21 protein-coding genes are annotated in these 13,605 nt (G+C 64.4%); 12 read left to right on the top strand and 9 right to left on the bottom strand.

Annotated elements, in window-relative coordinates; translation table 11 throughout:
* Positions 1 to 36 precede the first annotated feature (36 nt).
* A protein-coding gene (locus IVB23_RS36215) for an IS5 family transposase (RefSeq protein ID WP_247801096.1) occupies positions 37 to 878 on the top strand; the annotation gives its coding sequence in 2 pieces (ribosomal slippage) (positions 37 to 409 and positions 409 to 878; 843 coding nt in all).
* Between the two features lie 13 nt (positions 879 to 891).
* Here IVB23_RS36215 and IVB23_RS36210 read toward each other — a convergent pair.
* From IVB23_RS36210 to IVB23_RS36185, 6 genes are all read right to left on the bottom strand, one after another.
* On the bottom strand, positions 892 to 3,069 hold the full coding sequence (locus IVB23_RS36210; RefSeq protein ID WP_247801814.1) for a DNA-binding protein: 2,178 nt from the start codon (positions 3,067 to 3,069) through the stop codon (positions 892 to 894).
* Positions 3,070 to 3,191: 122 nt separating this feature from the next.
* The gene (locus tag IVB23_RS36205) at positions 3,192 to 3,668 is read right to left on the bottom strand and encodes a hypothetical protein (protein WP_247801813.1); all 477 of its coding nucleotides are present in this window, start codon (positions 3,666 to 3,668) and stop codon (positions 3,192 to 3,194) included.
* Positions 3,665 to 4,105 carry a hypothetical protein gene (locus tag IVB23_RS36200; protein ID WP_247801812.1) on the bottom strand — a complete coding sequence of 147 codons (441 nt, stop codon included), beginning with the start codon at positions 4,103 to 4,105 and terminating at the stop codon, positions 3,665 to 3,667. Before IVB23_RS36200 ends, IVB23_RS36205 begins: the two co-directional genes overlap by 4 nt.
* Complete coding sequence (locus IVB23_RS36195) at positions 4,102 to 4,356, bottom strand: hypothetical protein (protein WP_247801810.1); 255 nt, start codon at positions 4,354 to 4,356, stop codon at positions 4,102 to 4,104. The genes IVB23_RS36200 and IVB23_RS36195 overlap by 4 nt, the downstream gene beginning before the upstream one ends.
* The gene (locus IVB23_RS36190) at positions 4,353 to 4,514 is read right to left on the bottom strand and encodes a hypothetical protein (protein ID WP_247801808.1); all 162 of its coding nucleotides are present in this window, start codon (positions 4,512 to 4,514) and stop codon (positions 4,353 to 4,355) included. The genes IVB23_RS36195 and IVB23_RS36190 overlap by 4 nt, the downstream gene beginning before the upstream one ends.
* Positions 4,511 to 4,735: a hypothetical protein gene (locus tag IVB23_RS36185; RefSeq protein ID WP_247801807.1), complete on the bottom strand. Its 225-nt coding sequence runs from the start codon at positions 4,733 to 4,735 to the stop codon at positions 4,511 to 4,513. Before IVB23_RS36185 ends, IVB23_RS36190 begins: the two co-directional genes overlap by 4 nt.
* Before the next feature lie 104 nt (positions 4,736 to 4,839).
* On the opposite strand from IVB23_RS36185, the gene IVB23_RS36180 reads away from it, so the two are divergent.
* Positions 4,840 to 5,091, top strand: coding sequence for a hypothetical protein (locus IVB23_RS36180; protein WP_247801806.1), 252 nt, complete (start codon positions 4,840 to 4,842; stop codon positions 5,089 to 5,091).
* An 11-nt stretch (positions 5,092 to 5,102) separates the two neighbouring features.
* On the opposite strand, the gene IVB23_RS36175 is transcribed toward IVB23_RS36180, so the two are convergent.
* On the bottom strand, positions 5,103 to 5,324 hold the full coding sequence (locus IVB23_RS36175) for a helix-turn-helix transcriptional regulator (protein ID WP_247801805.1): 222 nt from the start codon (positions 5,322 to 5,324) through the stop codon (positions 5,103 to 5,105).
* Positions 5,325 to 5,417: 93 nt separating this feature from the next.
* Between IVB23_RS36175 and IVB23_RS36170 the strand changes: the two genes are divergently transcribed.
* The 4 genes from IVB23_RS36170 to IVB23_RS36155 all read left to right on the top strand — a co-directional run bounded on the left by IVB23_RS36170 (position 5,418) and on the right by IVB23_RS36155 (position 7,279).
* Positions 5,418 to 6,074 carry a S24 family peptidase gene (locus tag IVB23_RS36170; protein WP_247801803.1) on the top strand — a complete coding sequence of 219 codons (657 nt, stop codon included), beginning with the start codon at positions 5,418 to 5,420 and terminating at the stop codon, positions 6,072 to 6,074.
* A 20-nt stretch (positions 6,075 to 6,094) separates the two neighbouring features.
* Entirely contained in the window at positions 6,095 to 6,511 is a 417-nt protein-coding gene (locus IVB23_RS36165; protein WP_247801801.1) for a hypothetical protein, read from the top strand.
* 250 nt (positions 6,512 to 6,761) lie between these two features.
* Complete coding sequence (locus IVB23_RS36160) at positions 6,762 to 7,025, top strand: hypothetical protein (RefSeq protein WP_247801800.1); 264 nt, start codon at positions 6,762 to 6,764, stop codon at positions 7,023 to 7,025.
* Positions 7,022 to 7,279: a hypothetical protein gene (locus tag IVB23_RS36155; RefSeq protein WP_247801798.1), complete on the top strand. Its 258-nt coding sequence runs from the start codon at positions 7,022 to 7,024 to the stop codon at positions 7,277 to 7,279. Before IVB23_RS36160 ends, IVB23_RS36155 begins: the two co-directional genes overlap by 4 nt.
* Before the next feature lie 93 nt (positions 7,280 to 7,372).
* Here the strand turns inward: IVB23_RS36155 and IVB23_RS36150 are convergent, their stop codons facing one another.
* On the bottom strand, positions 7,373 to 7,711 hold the full coding sequence (locus IVB23_RS36150; protein ID WP_247801796.1) for a hypothetical protein: 339 nt from the start codon (positions 7,709 to 7,711) through the stop codon (positions 7,373 to 7,375).
* Between the two features lie 89 nt (positions 7,712 to 7,800).
* Here IVB23_RS36150 and IVB23_RS36145 point away from each other — a divergent pair, with 89 nt between their 5' ends.
* The 3 genes from IVB23_RS36145 to IVB23_RS36135 all read left to right on the top strand — a co-directional run bounded on the left by IVB23_RS36145 (position 7,801) and on the right by IVB23_RS36135 (position 9,291).
* A complete protein-coding gene (locus tag IVB23_RS36145) occupies positions 7,801 to 8,067 on the top strand; it encodes a hypothetical protein (RefSeq protein ID WP_247801795.1) in 267 nt (88 codons plus the stop codon).
* The gene (locus IVB23_RS36140) at positions 8,064 to 8,534 is read left to right on the top strand and encodes a hypothetical protein (RefSeq protein WP_247801793.1); all 471 of its coding nucleotides are present in this window, start codon (positions 8,064 to 8,066) and stop codon (positions 8,532 to 8,534) included. The genes IVB23_RS36145 and IVB23_RS36140 overlap by 4 nt, the downstream gene beginning before the upstream one ends.
* Before the next feature lie 556 nt (positions 8,535 to 9,090).
* Positions 9,091 to 9,291 (top strand): hypothetical protein, encoded by a 201-nt coding sequence (locus tag IVB23_RS36135; protein WP_247801792.1) that lies wholly within the window; start codon positions 9,091 to 9,093, stop codon positions 9,289 to 9,291.
* Positions 9,292 to 9,426: 135 nt separating this feature from the next.
* Here the strand turns inward: IVB23_RS36135 and IVB23_RS36130 are convergent, their stop codons facing one another.
* Complete coding sequence (locus IVB23_RS36130) at positions 9,427 to 10,719, bottom strand: hypothetical protein (protein WP_247801791.1); 1,293 nt, start codon at positions 10,717 to 10,719, stop codon at positions 9,427 to 9,429.
* Between the two features lie 363 nt (positions 10,720 to 11,082).
* Between IVB23_RS36130 and IVB23_RS36125 the strand changes: the two genes are divergently transcribed.
* Genes IVB23_RS36125 through IVB23_RS36115 form a run of 3 tightly spaced genes read left to right on the top strand, consistent with a single transcriptional unit; the run spans position 11,083 to position 13,593 of the window.
* Positions 11,083 to 12,171, top strand: a complete 1,089-nt coding sequence (locus IVB23_RS36125) for a phage protease (protein ID WP_247801790.1) — start codon at positions 11,083 to 11,085, stop codon at positions 12,169 to 12,171.
* A 43-nt stretch (positions 12,172 to 12,214) separates the two neighbouring features.
* Positions 12,215 to 12,640, top strand: a complete 426-nt coding sequence (locus IVB23_RS36120) for a hypothetical protein (RefSeq protein WP_247801789.1) — start codon at positions 12,215 to 12,217, stop codon at positions 12,638 to 12,640.
* 47 nt (positions 12,641 to 12,687) lie between these two features.
* On the top strand, positions 12,688 to 13,593 hold the full coding sequence (locus IVB23_RS36115; RefSeq protein ID WP_247801787.1) for a Mu-like prophage major head subunit gpT family protein: 906 nt from the start codon (positions 12,688 to 12,690) through the stop codon (positions 13,591 to 13,593).
* The last annotated feature ends 12 nt before the right edge of the window (positions 13,594 to 13,605 follow it).

Genomic DNA, 13,605 nt, shown 5'->3' with positions numbered 1-13,605 from the left:
GATTCAAGGGTGGCGGTCCGATTCGAAGGGGCGCCCATGTGGACGAAGGAGAACCGCGGTCGTTACGACCGAAGCCGGCTACGCTATCCAAGCGATTTGACTGATGAGGAATGGGCGTTGGTGGAGCCGCTGATTGCGCCAGCCAAGCGAGGCGGCAACAAGCGCACGGTCGATGTGCGCGAGGTGATCAATGGCCTGATGTATGTGCTGAGCACCGGTTGCCAATGGCGAGCGATCCCGAAGGACCTGCCGCCACGCAGCACGGTGCACGACTATTTTGACTTGTGGGCTTGGAACGGCACGCTCGATCGCATCCATCACGCGCTCTATGTACAATGTCGAGAATTGGCCAACCGAGAACCCAGCCCGAGCGCCGCCATCATCGACAGTCAAAGCGTCAAGAGCGCGGAAAAAGGGGGGCGTGGATCGACCCGCATGGCTACGATGCGGGCAAGAAGATCAAGGGCAAGAAGCGCCACATCCTAGTCGATACTCAAGGCTTGCTGCTCCACGCCCTCGTGCATTCGGCGGACATCCAGGATCGTGACGGTGGGGTGCTGGTGATGGCCACGCTGTTTGGCCTGCATCCATTCCTGCTGAAGCTTTATGCTGACGGCGGCTATCAGGGGCCGATCTTTCAGTCCGCCGTTCGCAAAATCCTCCGGCAAATCGACGTCGAGATCGTCAAGCGCTCCGATACAGCAAAGAGTTTTGCGATCTTGCCCAAGCGATGGATCGTCGAACGCACCATCGCCTGGCTCAACCGCTGCCGCCGTTTGGCCAAGGATTGGGAGTGCCTCAACCGAAAGGCATTGGCGTTCTTGCGCCTCGCCTCAATCCGCCTCATGCTGCGAAAGCTCTGCCAAAAAACAGCATGATCCCGGACAGACTCTAAGAAGACGAGGCAACCTCGTCGGTTGATGCGATCTCGCCGGCGACGCCATCAAGCGCGCCGTAGACGGCGAGGAAGCCGCGGTACACAGAGCCTTCGCGGAAACTGCCGAGCCACAGCAGCTCGTCCGGTTCGACGAATTCCTTTGCAGCGATGCGCGCTTCGATCGCGCGGGCGCGATTCCAGAGCTGATGGTCGGTCTCGACCGGCCGCAGCGCCTGCACGTTCGCGCCTTGCATCGTTGGCTCGGCGCGGAGCTGCTCGGCCAGTGCCGCGATCTCCGGTGCGTGCGTGGGTTCGACGACGGTATGGGCGTCGCGCGCCGCGGCGAGCGCCGGGGTGTCGTGCGCTTCGACCGCCTTGGGAAACTCGATCAGCTTGCCGCCGGCCTTGGCCTGGTCGAGCAGCGCCTGGCGGTGGATGGCGCCGGCGAAGTCCTTGGCCCTGATCTTGCGTGCCGTCTTCTTGACCTCGTCCATGCGCTCGTTGATCAGCCGCTTCTGCTCGGCACGGGCCATGGCAATCGCCTTGACGGGATCGACGCCGGCGAGATGCGGCGCGACGGCTTCGCCGAGATAGGTCTCGCCGTCCTCGCTGAAGACGTAGGCGCGGCCCATGTCGGTCGGGTCCATGCGCACCATCACGGTGTCGCCGACGTCGAGGAAGCCGCCGATGTAGTAGCTGCCGTCGATGCGCAGGCCGGTCTTGGTGACGGTACGCAGGCCGTCCTTACCGGCGACGGGCGCCAGCAGCATGTCGAGCGCGCGGACGTCCTCGATCTTGCGGACGCTGCCGGCGGCCATTGCCGCGACCTCGAACGGCGTGCGGCCCTTCAGGCTGGCATGCGACCTGGTGCCGTAGACGTCGCTGCACCAGGCGTCGAGATGGTCTTGCAATTCCGCCGCGGACAACGCGACCTGGAAGGTATCCTCCGGGGCCTCGCCGAGGCGGGCGGAGAATGCCTTGCGGTTCTCGATCACCTTACGGTCTGCGACGCTGTGGCCGATGAAGCCGGGGAGCGTGCGCATCAGGCCGCGCTGGAGGGTACCGATGGCGCGCTCGACATGGCCCTTCTGCTCGGGGCTGAAGGGCGCGGACGTCTCGTGGTCGATGCCGAGGGCGGCGAACAGGCGCCGCGTCGTATGCGCAATGAAGTCGCTGCCGTTGTCGGTCTTGATGCGCTCCGGCACGCCCCAGGCGAGGATGGCCTTGCGGATCAGGAGTCCGACCGCCGCGGCGCGCGGGGTCTCGGTGACCAGCGCAACCATGCGGCGCGAGAAGATGTCCTCGCAGACATAGATCGCCTGGCGGCGGCCCTCGGTGGTCATCACGTCAGCCGGCGAGGCGTCGATCTGCCAGAGCTCGTTGAGGCGGGTCGCCGGGTTGGCGACGCGGGCGGCGAACCGGATCCTGCTCTTGAAGCCGTCGGGGTTGCGGATCTGCTCGATCTCGTTGCGGAAGGCGGTTCGCCAGCTCTTCAACGCCGCTTGAAAGGTGCGGATCGGCGGCAGCGGGACCTGGTTGCCGGCGATGGTGACTTCAGGGAATGCGTCGGCAACGAGGGCGCGAATGTGATGCGCGGTGAGATGCGGCTGCTTGGCGATCAGCGCGAGCATGTGCACGCGCAACCTTCCGTCATTGGCGCGGTCGAGGATGCCGGTGCCGCGGCGGGCGGCGGCGCGGTCGACGGCGAGCTTGTTCTTGTGGCCGGCCTTGGCGGCGGCGCGCCAGCGCGCCAGCGTGCGCGGCGTGAGCCCCTTCACCTCGGCCCTGATCCAGGGCGCGACGTCGAGCTGGCCGGTGTTGTAGAGATCGCAGAGCTGCCGATCGGCGCGCTTGTGGCCGACACCGGCGTCGCGCGCGATGCGCTCGGCCTGGCCGAGCAGCGCCAGGCGCGCGTCACGCGCCTCGGCGGCGCCGGCGCTGACGCTGGCCGCTTCAGGTTCGCTCGCGGCCTCGCGCGCCATCGCCGCCGGGATCTCGACGGCTTCGATGTGCCGGCCGACATAGGCCGCGCGCGCTTCGGCCGGCAAAGACTCCAGCGCGTACTCGACACCGCCGCCACGGCCCTGCCGTGCGCGCGTCTGCCAGCCGCCGCGTTCTGCCGCAAACTGGACGCCGCGCTGCGAGGCGGGCAAGCCCGGCAGCTTCTCTGCGGCGATCTCTGCGGCTGACAAGAACATCTTCACAGTCCGAAATTCCCCCGTGCCCGTGCTGGGCAGATCCCCACGCCGGCGCGTTCAGCGCAGGCGGTCTTTCGTGAGCGCGAACGGAGCAGGCTCCGCGCGCGCGTCGTCGCTCACGCGCGCATCTCCGGCTTGCGGATCTGCGGATGTTCATCGAACCAGCGGCACTCGAAGCAGGCCGGGAAGCCGAAGCCGTCGTCGACGGCCTGGAACACATGCTGCCCGCAGCCGGCGCAATTAAACTCGATCGAACCATCGGCGTTGTGCGTGATCTCCGGCACGGGCTCGTTGGCCTCGGCGGCGAGCTGCTTCAACGTCTTGGCGCCGACCGGCAGCTTGACCCGCTGGCGGCGCTGCTCGTGGAAGTCGATGGCGTCATAACCGGCTTCCGTGATCTGGACCCGCTTTGCCCCGATGCGCCGCATCAGCCCGGCTGCGACCAGCTGGTTGATGACCGTCGGGGCATGCCATAGCGGTGACGTTCGGTTGACGCGCCAGCGATTGGAGAACAGGAAGAGAGCCTGGAGATGATCCTGCTTGGCGTTCGAGAGCGCGCTGTATTGCGCGGTGGTGAGAAGTAGCGTCGTCACTTGCTGGCCCTCCATTGTGCGTCGGCGATCTCGATCCGGTTGTTGAGCAGATCGGCGAGTTGCTCCTTGCGGACCTCGCGTTCGAGCAGCGGCTCGTACTTGGCTTTGATGGCGACGAAAGGCGTGCCTTCGAGCGCCGCGTTGAGCACGCGGGCATCGCCGGTCACCATCGCGAGCGCGATCAGCCGGTGCGCCGGGATGTTGTTCTTCAGGTTCGCTTCCGACGAATACTGGTAGAGCGTGCCTGGCGTCACGCTCTCGTCGAGAAAGGCGGCCATACCGGCGGCGATCTGCTCACGTGACTGGCCAGAATCCTTGATTGCTGCCGCGACCGCTTGCGAGATCCGGCTGGCCACCTTCGGCGAGCGGACACGCTCGGCATCGAAGCGGTCGACGACCGGCGCAAGAATATCCAGCTCGTCGCGGCGCCGACTCACCTGCGACCCTCCGGCAGCGGCATGATGGCCCAAGGCTTAAGGCCGATCGCGGCACTGGTGACGATGTTGAGGTAATCGCAGACGAGCCGCGCAACGTGCTGGTCGTCGTAGGCTTGCGCCTTGTCGTGTCGGCCGGTCGTCTTCGGCGATGGCAACAGCTGGACGGTGGCGTAGCGGCAGGTGTTGGCGAAGCGACCTGTGAAGAAGCGCTGCCGCGGTCCATCCATCCTCGTGATGCAGTGCTTCGTCATGGCCGCACCGTCGCGATCGAGACGGCGGGCTGCACACGCACGACGCCGGCGGCGCGACGCTGGTCGTGCGCGCTTGCGGCGATCAGCGTGAGTCCGGCGACGGTGAGCACGGCGACCGCGACCAGGCAGCGCAGATGCAGGGCGGTGCGCGTGCTCATTCGCAAAACCCCTGCATCCTCGCGAGCACGCGCGGCATGATCAGCGTGTAGGCGTCGCCCTCGTCATTGGCGCCGATGGCGATGCCGTCATAGGCGAGCGCGTGCTCCCGCCCGTCAGCGCGGTCGCGCACCACCAGGTGGAAGCGGTTCACGGCGATCAGGTCGACCGTGACTTCGACATTGGCGTCGGGATCGAAAGCGGAGCGCGGCCCGTGGCTCATGTGCGCCTCCGCGTCGACTCAAGGCGCGAGCGCGTTTCTGAGTCTCGCCGCGCAGCGAGGCCGGTAGAATTACGGGCGCCGGAAAGATTGTTCAGGAGTTCTTCATGGCGCGCCGCCCCGACAACCGACGACCGCTGCTCGACCCCAACGGGCTCAGTGACGACTTCGCCTCCGGCTGCGACGTGCAGGACCACGAAGACTGGCTGCGCGTGGTGTTCTGGGTGGACGTGCCCGGCAACGGCCACGGTGCGCGGTGCAAGGTGCGCAGCCTCGTACTGCCGCGCAGCGCGCTGCCGAGCGTCTTGCAGGAATTGCGCGGTGGGCCGGCTCACGGCCGCGAAGCGCGGCGGCACTGACGATGAAGCGATCATGCAGCGCGCTCTCCTTCAGCCGAGAAGAACCAGCCGTCGTCCCATCGCAGCTTGCGGCGGCGAGCCTCGGCGCGGATGCGTTGAAGATGGCTGAGGTCGGGCTTTCGCAACCCGCGCTCCCAGCGCGAGATCGTCGGCTGCTTGACGCCGGCGATCTCGGCCATCTCGATCTGGGTGATCCGGAAGACGTTCCGGCGGATGCGAAGCATCTGGTTCATGCCAACTGGCATATACCAAATGACATAAATGTAAAGTTAAAAGAATGCCGCCTGGTGTTAGGCTGTGAATATTCCAATAGGTATAATTGGGGAATGGATGTTCCGACCGTTCTCAAACAGCTCGTCGAAGACGGCATGACTCAGGCCGAGTTGGCCGAGGCATTGAAGACGAATCAGCCCACCGTTTCCCGGTGGATGCGCGGCGAGCGCGAGCCCATGGGCAACAGCATGGTGCGAATTCGCGCTCTAGCAGTTAGGCGCGGCATCGCCGGCATAGATTCGCAGACGCGGACCAGAGTGCCGATCATGGGGTTCATCGGCGCTGGGGCTGAAATCGATCCGGAGTACGAAAGCGTTCCCCCTGATGGGTTAGAGCAGGTCGATCTCCCGCTCCAGCTCGACGACGATGTCGTTGGGTTTCGAGTGCGAGGAGACTCGATGCTGCCGACATATGACGCCGACACCGTTGTGGTCGTCTATCGCGACAAGGGAATTGCCACCTCGAGCTTGCTGGGTGAGGTGGTTGCGGTTCGAACGGCGGACAACAAGCGATACCTGAAGCGACTGATGCCTGGCCCGAAGCCTCACCTTTACACGCTGGAGAGCACGAACGCGCGGCCGATCGTTGGTGCGCGAATTGTGTGGGCTAGCGAGGTGGTCGCGATCATTCCAGCGCGGCAGGCGAGACATATTGCTCGCGCAAAGCCTGCGCGACCATCGGCTCGGCCGCAACGGGGAGCAACAAAGTAGCAGTTTGCGGGGGCAACAAAATGGACTTGAAGGGATATCGCTTCATTGGCGCGGCATTGATTTCGGCAGCGCTGGCCTCGTGCTCCAGCACGCCAGCGCAGCTGGAGCAAAAGGCGGAGCCGACGGTCCGATCCTTCACAGAAAACTACCAGGAGATCTATCGCAGGGTTTCCAGCAGCGCGCGTCGGTGCATGGCCGGTAACATCAACGCCTATGCCTCCTATGCCGTAGACACGGACCTGTTTCCGGATCTGGGATATGGTGAGACCACGTTCTCCCTGATCAATCTGGGTGCTCGCAATTATTACCTCGCGGCGAAGATCCAGCGAACGGGCACAGGGTCCACACTCACGATTCGGGCTGGCAATACTGTGGATGGCGGGACCGTTCTTACTGGAAAGGTGCTGAGGTGGGCCAGCGGCGACGAAGCCTGCTGAACCTCGCAAAGGCCCGACCCACTAGGAAGCCCGCCCATGCAGATTTAGTCCCGGGGGCACATCGGTACCGGACGGAATCGTTTAAGTGGAAATTGAAGGGCCTCTGCCCGGTGGCGGCCGTTTCAAGAGGGTGATGCTCGGACGGTTTGCCCCCAGAGCCGCCCGGCCGGTTGTTTCACGGGAAACCCGGCTTCGCCGAAGGCTACGCCGGGGCAGGCCGGGTGTTTCACGCCCCCAGAGGACCCTAGCCATGCCCATCATCCCCGACCGCGACCCCAACGAGGCCTATGAGGTGGTGCCGATGAAGGCTGAGCCCTACGGCCCGCCGCCCACCTGGTGGACGGTCACCTGCAACGGCATCCCGGTGCACCACTTCACCCCGGAAGCGCGGGGCGACGCCGAACGCTATGCCACCGACCCGGCGTATAGGCTGAGCCGCGAGCGGCAATATGCGCATGATCGGCCTTCGCCCTCGCGGGTTACGGCCCGACAAACCAGAGGACCAGGACGATGAAAGAGCAATTCGAATTCACGGCAGACCTCACCGCCGCGCAACAACGGCTGGTGATGATGCTGTTCATGCAGTGCTACCAGCAGGCCATCATCCAGATCAGCCGCAAGGCCGGTCCGCTAGTCGCGGCCGAGATTCACCGGGCGATCGTAGCTGCCCTCAAGAATGCTGACATCGTCGCGCCGATCGACGACGAGGCGAAGGCGACCCAATTCGTGGTCACGATGCTGAACGGGATCATCGAGATCAAGGGTTAGCTTCGGAACGATGACGGTGAACTTGGAGCCGGGCTGGGTCATGGCGGGTCTCTCGTTTGCAAGCGGCGAGCGGCTTCGACGGCGACTGACGAACTAGTTGCTGACGAACGGCGTCCTGATGTGAGGGTCGAGCTTGATCACGTGGGGCGCAAACGCGACGGACGTTCCATCCGGTTCGGCCGTCTCCGTCGCCGCGAGCAGCGCGAGAGCCTCGAAGCCCTGGTCGCGCAGGCGGCCATCGAGCACACCAAGGCAAGCCTTGATGCCCTCGTCGAGGAAGCCCGGGCGAAATACCGCGCCCGGGCGAAGGGCTGACACCTCGCCACGGGCATTGATGGCGACGACGCGCTTGTCACGAAGATGCATCCAGGAGCCGTGCCAGTGAACCAGATGGATGGGCGGCGGCGGGTCGACGATCTCGGCAAGGGTCATGCGGCGGCCTCTCGTTGCAAGCGGCGGATCATCCGCGCGCGCGCGAGGCCATGCCACCCTGACACCTGTCAGCCAGCCTCGCTGCACTGATGGGGTGGTCGGCGCGCTTCGACGATCCCATCCCGCTTCCCGATGGCCGGGAGCTGACGACGCTGCTCGATGCCGGCAACTACATCACCGCGCTGCCGGCGAAGATCCAGAAGCGGCCGGAATGGCAGGCGGCGACCGAGGTGCTGCTCCTGGTCGCCGAACGCGGCGGACCGACGATGATGGCGCGGATCGGGATGATGCGGGCGCTCCACAGCGAAGCGCCGGGAACGGCGATGGTGAAACTCCCGGCGAAGCCGCTCCGTTGATCGCGCTCCGTGGAAAACTGGATATTGCCGGCCGCGCATCGCCGCGATCTCTGTCACTCTTCGTTCTCGGCGAATCGAAAGGGACAGCCATGGCAACATTGGGTAAGACGATGCTTCAATACTCCGGCGGGCAATTGAAACTCCTGGAGGAGATTCCGGGGTGGCTCGACAAGGCAGGCGCCGCTGATGCGGATGATTGGGAGAAGGCTCTCGCGAGCGTCGGATGCGAGCACGTCGACAAGTTCGGCAACGAAGGCGATCGCTTTGACGTCTACCGAGTGCCCGGCGACGGCTATTTGGTTGAGATCTGGGACGTCTTTAGGCCCGTTGCCTATATCCTGATCGATCAGGTCTACGATTACCTTCGTTTCCGGGTCGAGTTCTTGAAGCCACTCCTTGAGCTCAGCGATCGGATCGACGCGCAAGTTCGCCGCGAGGTGGCCGAAGCCGCGAAGCGCTCAAGGTAGTAGGGAGTCGACGGGAGTCCGGGTCAGCCCTGAGGGAGTGGACCGAGACTTTTGATCTGGATCAACGGGCGCAGTGCCGTTGAGGTGAGTACTGCCAGGCATTCGAGCAACGGACTCACGCAATGACACACGACAGAGAGTGGGTAATGCATGCGCTGGCTGGGCACTGGCCATTGTCGGGCTACTTACTGTCCTCTCGATGGCGCGGTGAGCCGAGGTAGATACATCGTCCGTCCTAAGGGGAATGGACGAGTATCGCTCGTTGTTGCAATCTCGGCTTGATGAGCCAAGAAGACGTAGTGCGGTTCCGCGAACAGGCGGAAGAATGCCGCCAGCAAGCCGAGAAGGCCGTGAGCCAAGATGCAGCGGAAGCATGGCTGCGGCTCGCTGGCGACTGGATGAAGCTGGCCGAAGCCGCCGAGAGGCGCCGAGGCCGATTTGACAGAGGTCCCCATCAATCCGGAGAAAATTGACGCAGCCATGACCGTTCCCGCGACGGAACCAAGTCGATCCGAACCCGTTATGGCTGGGGGGTCAGGTTCCAAGGAACGTCACCATGGCGAAACGCCGTCGAGTGAAACAGACCCGCTCCCTTGAAGAACGATTGGCCGACAATGCGGCTAAGCTGAAGGAGCAGGCCAGCCAATTGCCCGCGGGAGCCGAACGGGAAGCGCTGCTCAGGAAAGCCCGGTTAGCCGAGACCGGCGCCCATTTGAGCGACTGGCTCAGATCACCTGGATTGCAGCCGCCAAGGTGACGCGATTCACCTGAGTTGCTGCTCCGTTCTTCGGGCAATCATGCGTTCGCGAAATTTCGGTCGCCTTGGCACGATTTGTTCTTTGCCATGTATCGGGAAACGGAACGCCTTTTGCACCCCTGAAGGGAGTGACGGTTAAGTCGGCCGCGCGATCAGCCACTCGTCGTAGACCAACATCCCCTTGGTGATGTCCCCGGCGTATCCGCTCACGTTGCCGCCGTCAGCCTTGGCGACGCCGAAGGCCGGGTAGATCATGTTCGTGCTGTCCGAGGTGAAATCTTCCTGAATTTGGAAGAAGCCATTGCCGAGCGGGTAAAGCATCGAATACCGATCCGTTGCCAAACCGGCCTGGCTGGCGCCGAGCGCCTGCGTCGTCAGGTTATAGTCGCGCGGCGACAGGTCCGTGAAGCTGGCGTTCTTGGTGATCAAGCTCGCCCAGTCTCGCCCGATCAACTTGACCTTGGCACGATGCGTATAGCGCACAGGAGCGGCGGACTTGGAAATGCCCTGGTAGAAGAACTGGAACTGGTTTGCCGCACCTTCCATCATCTTTTCGGCGAGCATGCCGCCATCGGCATCGGGCTGATCCGACGTCGGGCCGGTCAGGAATTTCGACCACGCGGCGTCAGCCAGGTTGTTCGACCCGACGAGCAAGTTGCTGCGTCCCGCCGCGGTCGGGTTGGCAAAGACGTTCGCGGCCACGCCGAAGAATTTGCCACCGGGCACGCCGCCACCGTTTCGGTAGTGCTCGAACATGATGCAGTGGTTGCCACGCGAAGCAGTGTTCGGCGCGGAAATGAACGACGACCGAGTACCGAACCGACTGTCGGGAACGGTGATGTAGAAGCCGGAGCCAGGGACGAGTTCAAAACCCATCCGGGTCTTGGAACCATAGGTCGCGTTCGGGAAGCTACCGGATTGCTCGTCGACCTTCTCCAGCCCGCTGAAATAGGACAGCACCCATGCGGACGGACTGAAGGAAAGATGGATGCACGTCGTTCCTACCGCCGGCTGTCCCTCGCCGGGCGTCACGATCAGCGCCATCACATCGTTTGTGTCGCTGAACGACACATCCGAGAGCGCTGATTTGATCTCCTCCCGGCCCTTGAGGGTGTTGTAGGTTGCCGAAGCGGTGGGGACGATAAGTGCGCCGTCCTGCACGGTCGCATTGCCGACGCCGGCGTAATCGAGGTAGAGCTTCTCGCCCGATTGAGCGTTGCCGGGCACACCATCCGACATCGTGGTGAAATCGATCCACATGTCGCCGCGCAAAGCGCCGCCGCCCACTCCCCCAAGGTCAGTCGACCACGCCGGCACAGCCGCGATCGGCTGGATCGGTGATCGTGTCAGCAGCTGCGTCGGCTTAGCCACTGAAGACACCGCACGCAGCACCGGCAGGCCGACTAAAGCGGTACGTGCCAGGCGCAACGATCATCAAGGCGGGCCTGGTCGTCGCGACGAGCGAGTCCACCTGAAAGTACTGGCCGGCATCGTCCTTCAGGAGGATGTCTACTCTGGCTGATGGGTCGAGCGTGGGACCGCCTGCATCCTTGAGGCAGACCGTGAGAGGCGTTCCGGCCGAGACGACCTGGTCGGCCGAGTCCAGGGCGGAAGAACCCACAGCGAGGATCTGAGTTGGCATCGCGCAATGCTCCAGCGTTGAGGGCGAGCGTTGCGCTAACTGTTACGGCGGCGGCTTCGAATTCCGCACCCTGACACGTGTCAGGGTTACGAACACCGCGTCGCTGCGGCCATTGTGGTCGCATGTCGGGACAAAACACAAGCACAGCTTTGTTCGTTGCATTGGCGCACAGCCAGGCGCCCAGCCTGGTGCGCGGCGTCGGCGTTGAAATCGCCTTGAACGCCGAAGGCAACGCCGCCGCGGACTGGATCATGCTGGTGCCGATCGGCGCCGGCGGACTCGTCAGCACCGTCGACGGCCGAGGCCCGTATCGCATCGCTGACGCCGGCAAGCTCGTCGCCGCTTCGCTCAATGCGCATGGTGGTCGCATCCCGATCGACGAGAACCACGCCACCGATCTGGCCGCACCCGAAGGCCGTCCGGCACCTGCGCGCGGCTGGATCACGGCGATGGAAGTGCGCGCCGACGGCATCTACGGCCAGCCCGAATGGTCGAGCGCCGGCACCGCGCTGATGTCCGAGCGCGCCTATCGCTTCATCTCGCCCGTGCTGATCCACGACAAGAACGGCGTCGTGCTGGATCTGCCGCGGGTCTCGCTCACCAACCTGCCCAACCTGCGCGGCATGGCTGCGCTCAATTCAGAAGGAAGTGATTCCATGGATCTTCTCGCCCAGCTCCGCCAGCTGCTCGGCCTCGGTGACGAAGCCGATGCCGGCTCGGTCGTCGCCAAGGTCAAGGACATGTGCGGCACCGGCACCGCCATGCAGTCGATCGCGAAGGCGGCGGGCCTCAATGCGGATGCCACGAGCGAGACCATCATCACGACCGTCACCACGCTTGCGACCACCGGCAAGGACAACGGCGCCGCCACGATCGCGGCGCTTCAAAGCGAGATCAAGGATCTCGGCGGCAGGCTTCAGACCGCGCTGACCGCGACCGCGACCGAGAAGGCCACCGCCTTCATCGACAACGCGATCCGCGAAGGTCGCGTCGGCGTCAAGCCGATGCGGGAGCACTACATCTCGCGTCACGCCGCGAGCCCGGAAGGCGCCGCCGCCGTCGAGAAGGAAATCGGCGCGCTGCCGAAGCTCGGCAGCAATTCCACGCTGACCATCGAGCCGCCGGCGAAGGACGGCATTCCGTCGCTGAACGCCGCGCAGCTCGAGTCCGCGCGCCTGCTCGGCATCAAGCCGGAAGATTACGCCAAGACGCTCGCTGCGGAAGCCGCGAGCGCCTGACACCCGAACACAGCCAAACACGACAGACCAACCGGAGCCTTAGATGACCGCTCTCACTGCCGACCGCGCGACGGTGCGCCAAGCCGACAAGCAGATGCACGACTATCCGATGAAGGCCGCGACCAAGGCCTACGCCGGCGCGATTGCGGTCCTCAACGGCGGCTGGGCAGCGCCAGGGGCCACCGCGACGGGCCTCGTCGCAGTCGGCGTGTTCGAGAAGGCGGCCGACAATTCGGCGGGCGCCAATGGCGACATCACCGGCCGCATCCGCTCCGGCGTCTACCGCTTCAACAACTCGGCATCCACCGACCTGATCGCGATGACCGAGGTCGGCAGCGATTGCTACATCGTCGACGACAACACGGTCGCCAAGACGAACGGCTCGTCGACCCGCTCCGTCGCCGGCAAGGTCGTGAACGTCGATTCCCAGGGCGTCTGGGTCGCGATCGGTCCCGGCGGCGTCCACTGATCTCCCCGCAACCCAGCTCACTCGGCTCAACACGGTAGCAAGCGTCCATGCTCATCAATCGCCAAAACCTCGACGGTCTCCGCGTCGGCTTCAAGACGACGTTTCAGCAGCAGCTGCAGCAGACCGCAACGATGTACAATCGCATCGCCACGGTCGTGCCCTCGACCGCCAAGAGCGAGACCTACGGCTGGCTCGGCAAGATCCCGAACGTCCGCGAGTGGCTCGGCCCGCGCCTGGTGCAGAGCCTCTCGGAGGCCAGCTACTCGCTGAAGAACAAGACCTACGAGCTGACGATCGGCGTCGACCGCGAGGACATCGAAGACGACAATCTCGGCATCTACACGCCGATCTTCGCGCAGTTCGGCGAAAGCGTCGCCGCCTGGCCCGACCAGCTCTGCTGGCCGCTGCTGCTCGCGGGCTTCTCCACCAACTGCTATGACGGGCAGTACTTCTTCGACACCGATCATCCGGTGCTGGATGCCAACGGCGCCGTCACCCAGGTCGCCAACACGGACGGAGGCTCCGGCACGCCGTGGTTCCTGCTGGACTGCTCCAAGGTGATCAAGCCGATCATCTGGCAGCTGCGCAAGGCCGGCCAGTTCGTCTCGCTCGACAATCCGACCGACGAGAACGTCTTCAACAAGAAGGAGTTCTTGTACGGCTGGGACGGCCGCGGCAACGCGGGCTATGGCCTCTGGCAGTTCGCCTGGGGCTCGAAGCAGACGCTCGACGAAGCGCACTACATCACGGCGCGCGCCGCGCTGATGGGCATGAAGGGCGACTTCGGCCGGCCGCTGAACGTACTCCAGGGCGCGAGCAAGCCGCTCCTGGTCGTGCCGCCATCGCTCGAGTCCGCGGCGCTGAAGCTCGTCAATGCCGACGTCAACGCCGCCGGCGCCACCAACGTCTACAAGAACACGGCCGAAGTCGTCGTCGTGCCTTGGCTCTCCTGAGCCGGAGGCTGA

Origin of the sequence: Bradyrhizobium sp. 191, from assembly GCF_023100985.1 — a bacterium.
Classification (GTDB): domain Bacteria; phylum Pseudomonadota; class Alphaproteobacteria; order Rhizobiales; family Xanthobacteraceae; genus Bradyrhizobium; species Bradyrhizobium diversitatis.
This window is presented reverse-complemented; position numbering and strand designations above follow the sequence as displayed.

Excerpts from the sequence above, each read along its gene's own strand:
- IVB23_RS36115 (WP_247801787.1), top strand. The coding sequence starts at position 12,688 with ATGCTCATCAATCGCCAAAACCTCGACGGTCTCCGCGTCGGCTTCAAG.
- IVB23_RS36195 (WP_247801810.1), bottom strand. The coding sequence starts at position 4,356 with ATGACGAAGCACTGCATCACGAGGATGGATGGACCGCGGCAGCGCTTC.
- IVB23_RS36180 (WP_247801806.1), top strand. The coding sequence starts at position 4,840 with ATGGCGCGCCGCCCCGACAACCGACGACCGCTGCTCGACCCCAACGGG.
- IVB23_RS36190 (WP_247801808.1), bottom strand. The coding sequence starts at position 4,514 with ATGAGCACGCGCACCGCCCTGCATCTGCGCTGCCTGGTCGCGGTCGCC.
- IVB23_RS36165 (WP_247801801.1), top strand. The coding sequence starts at position 6,095 with ATGGACTTGAAGGGATATCGCTTCATTGGCGCGGCATTGATTTCGGCA.
- IVB23_RS36170 (WP_247801803.1), top strand. The coding sequence starts at position 5,418 with ATGGATGTTCCGACCGTTCTCAAACAGCTCGTCGAAGACGGCATGACT.
- IVB23_RS36155 (WP_247801798.1), top strand. The coding sequence starts at position 7,022 with ATGAAAGAGCAATTCGAATTCACGGCAGACCTCACCGCCGCGCAACAA.
- IVB23_RS36135 (WP_247801792.1), top strand. The coding sequence starts at position 9,091 with ATGGCGAAACGCCGTCGAGTGAAACAGACCCGCTCCCTTGAAGAACGA.
- IVB23_RS36120 (WP_247801789.1), top strand. The coding sequence starts at position 12,215 with ATGACCGCTCTCACTGCCGACCGCGCGACGGTGCGCCAAGCCGACAAG.
- IVB23_RS36145 (WP_247801795.1), top strand. The coding sequence starts at position 7,801 with ATGGGGTGGTCGGCGCGCTTCGACGATCCCATCCCGCTTCCCGATGGC.
- IVB23_RS36175 (WP_247801805.1), bottom strand. The coding sequence starts at position 5,324 with ATGAACCAGATGCTTCGCATCCGCCGGAACGTCTTCCGGATCACCCAG.
- IVB23_RS36185 (WP_247801807.1), bottom strand. The coding sequence starts at position 4,735 with ATGAGCCACGGGCCGCGCTCCGCTTTCGATCCCGACGCCAATGTCGAA.
- IVB23_RS36160 (WP_247801800.1), top strand. The coding sequence starts at position 6,762 with ATGCCCATCATCCCCGACCGCGACCCCAACGAGGCCTATGAGGTGGTG.
- IVB23_RS36150 (WP_247801796.1), bottom strand. The coding sequence starts at position 7,711 with ATGACCCTTGCCGAGATCGTCGACCCGCCGCCGCCCATCCATCTGGTT.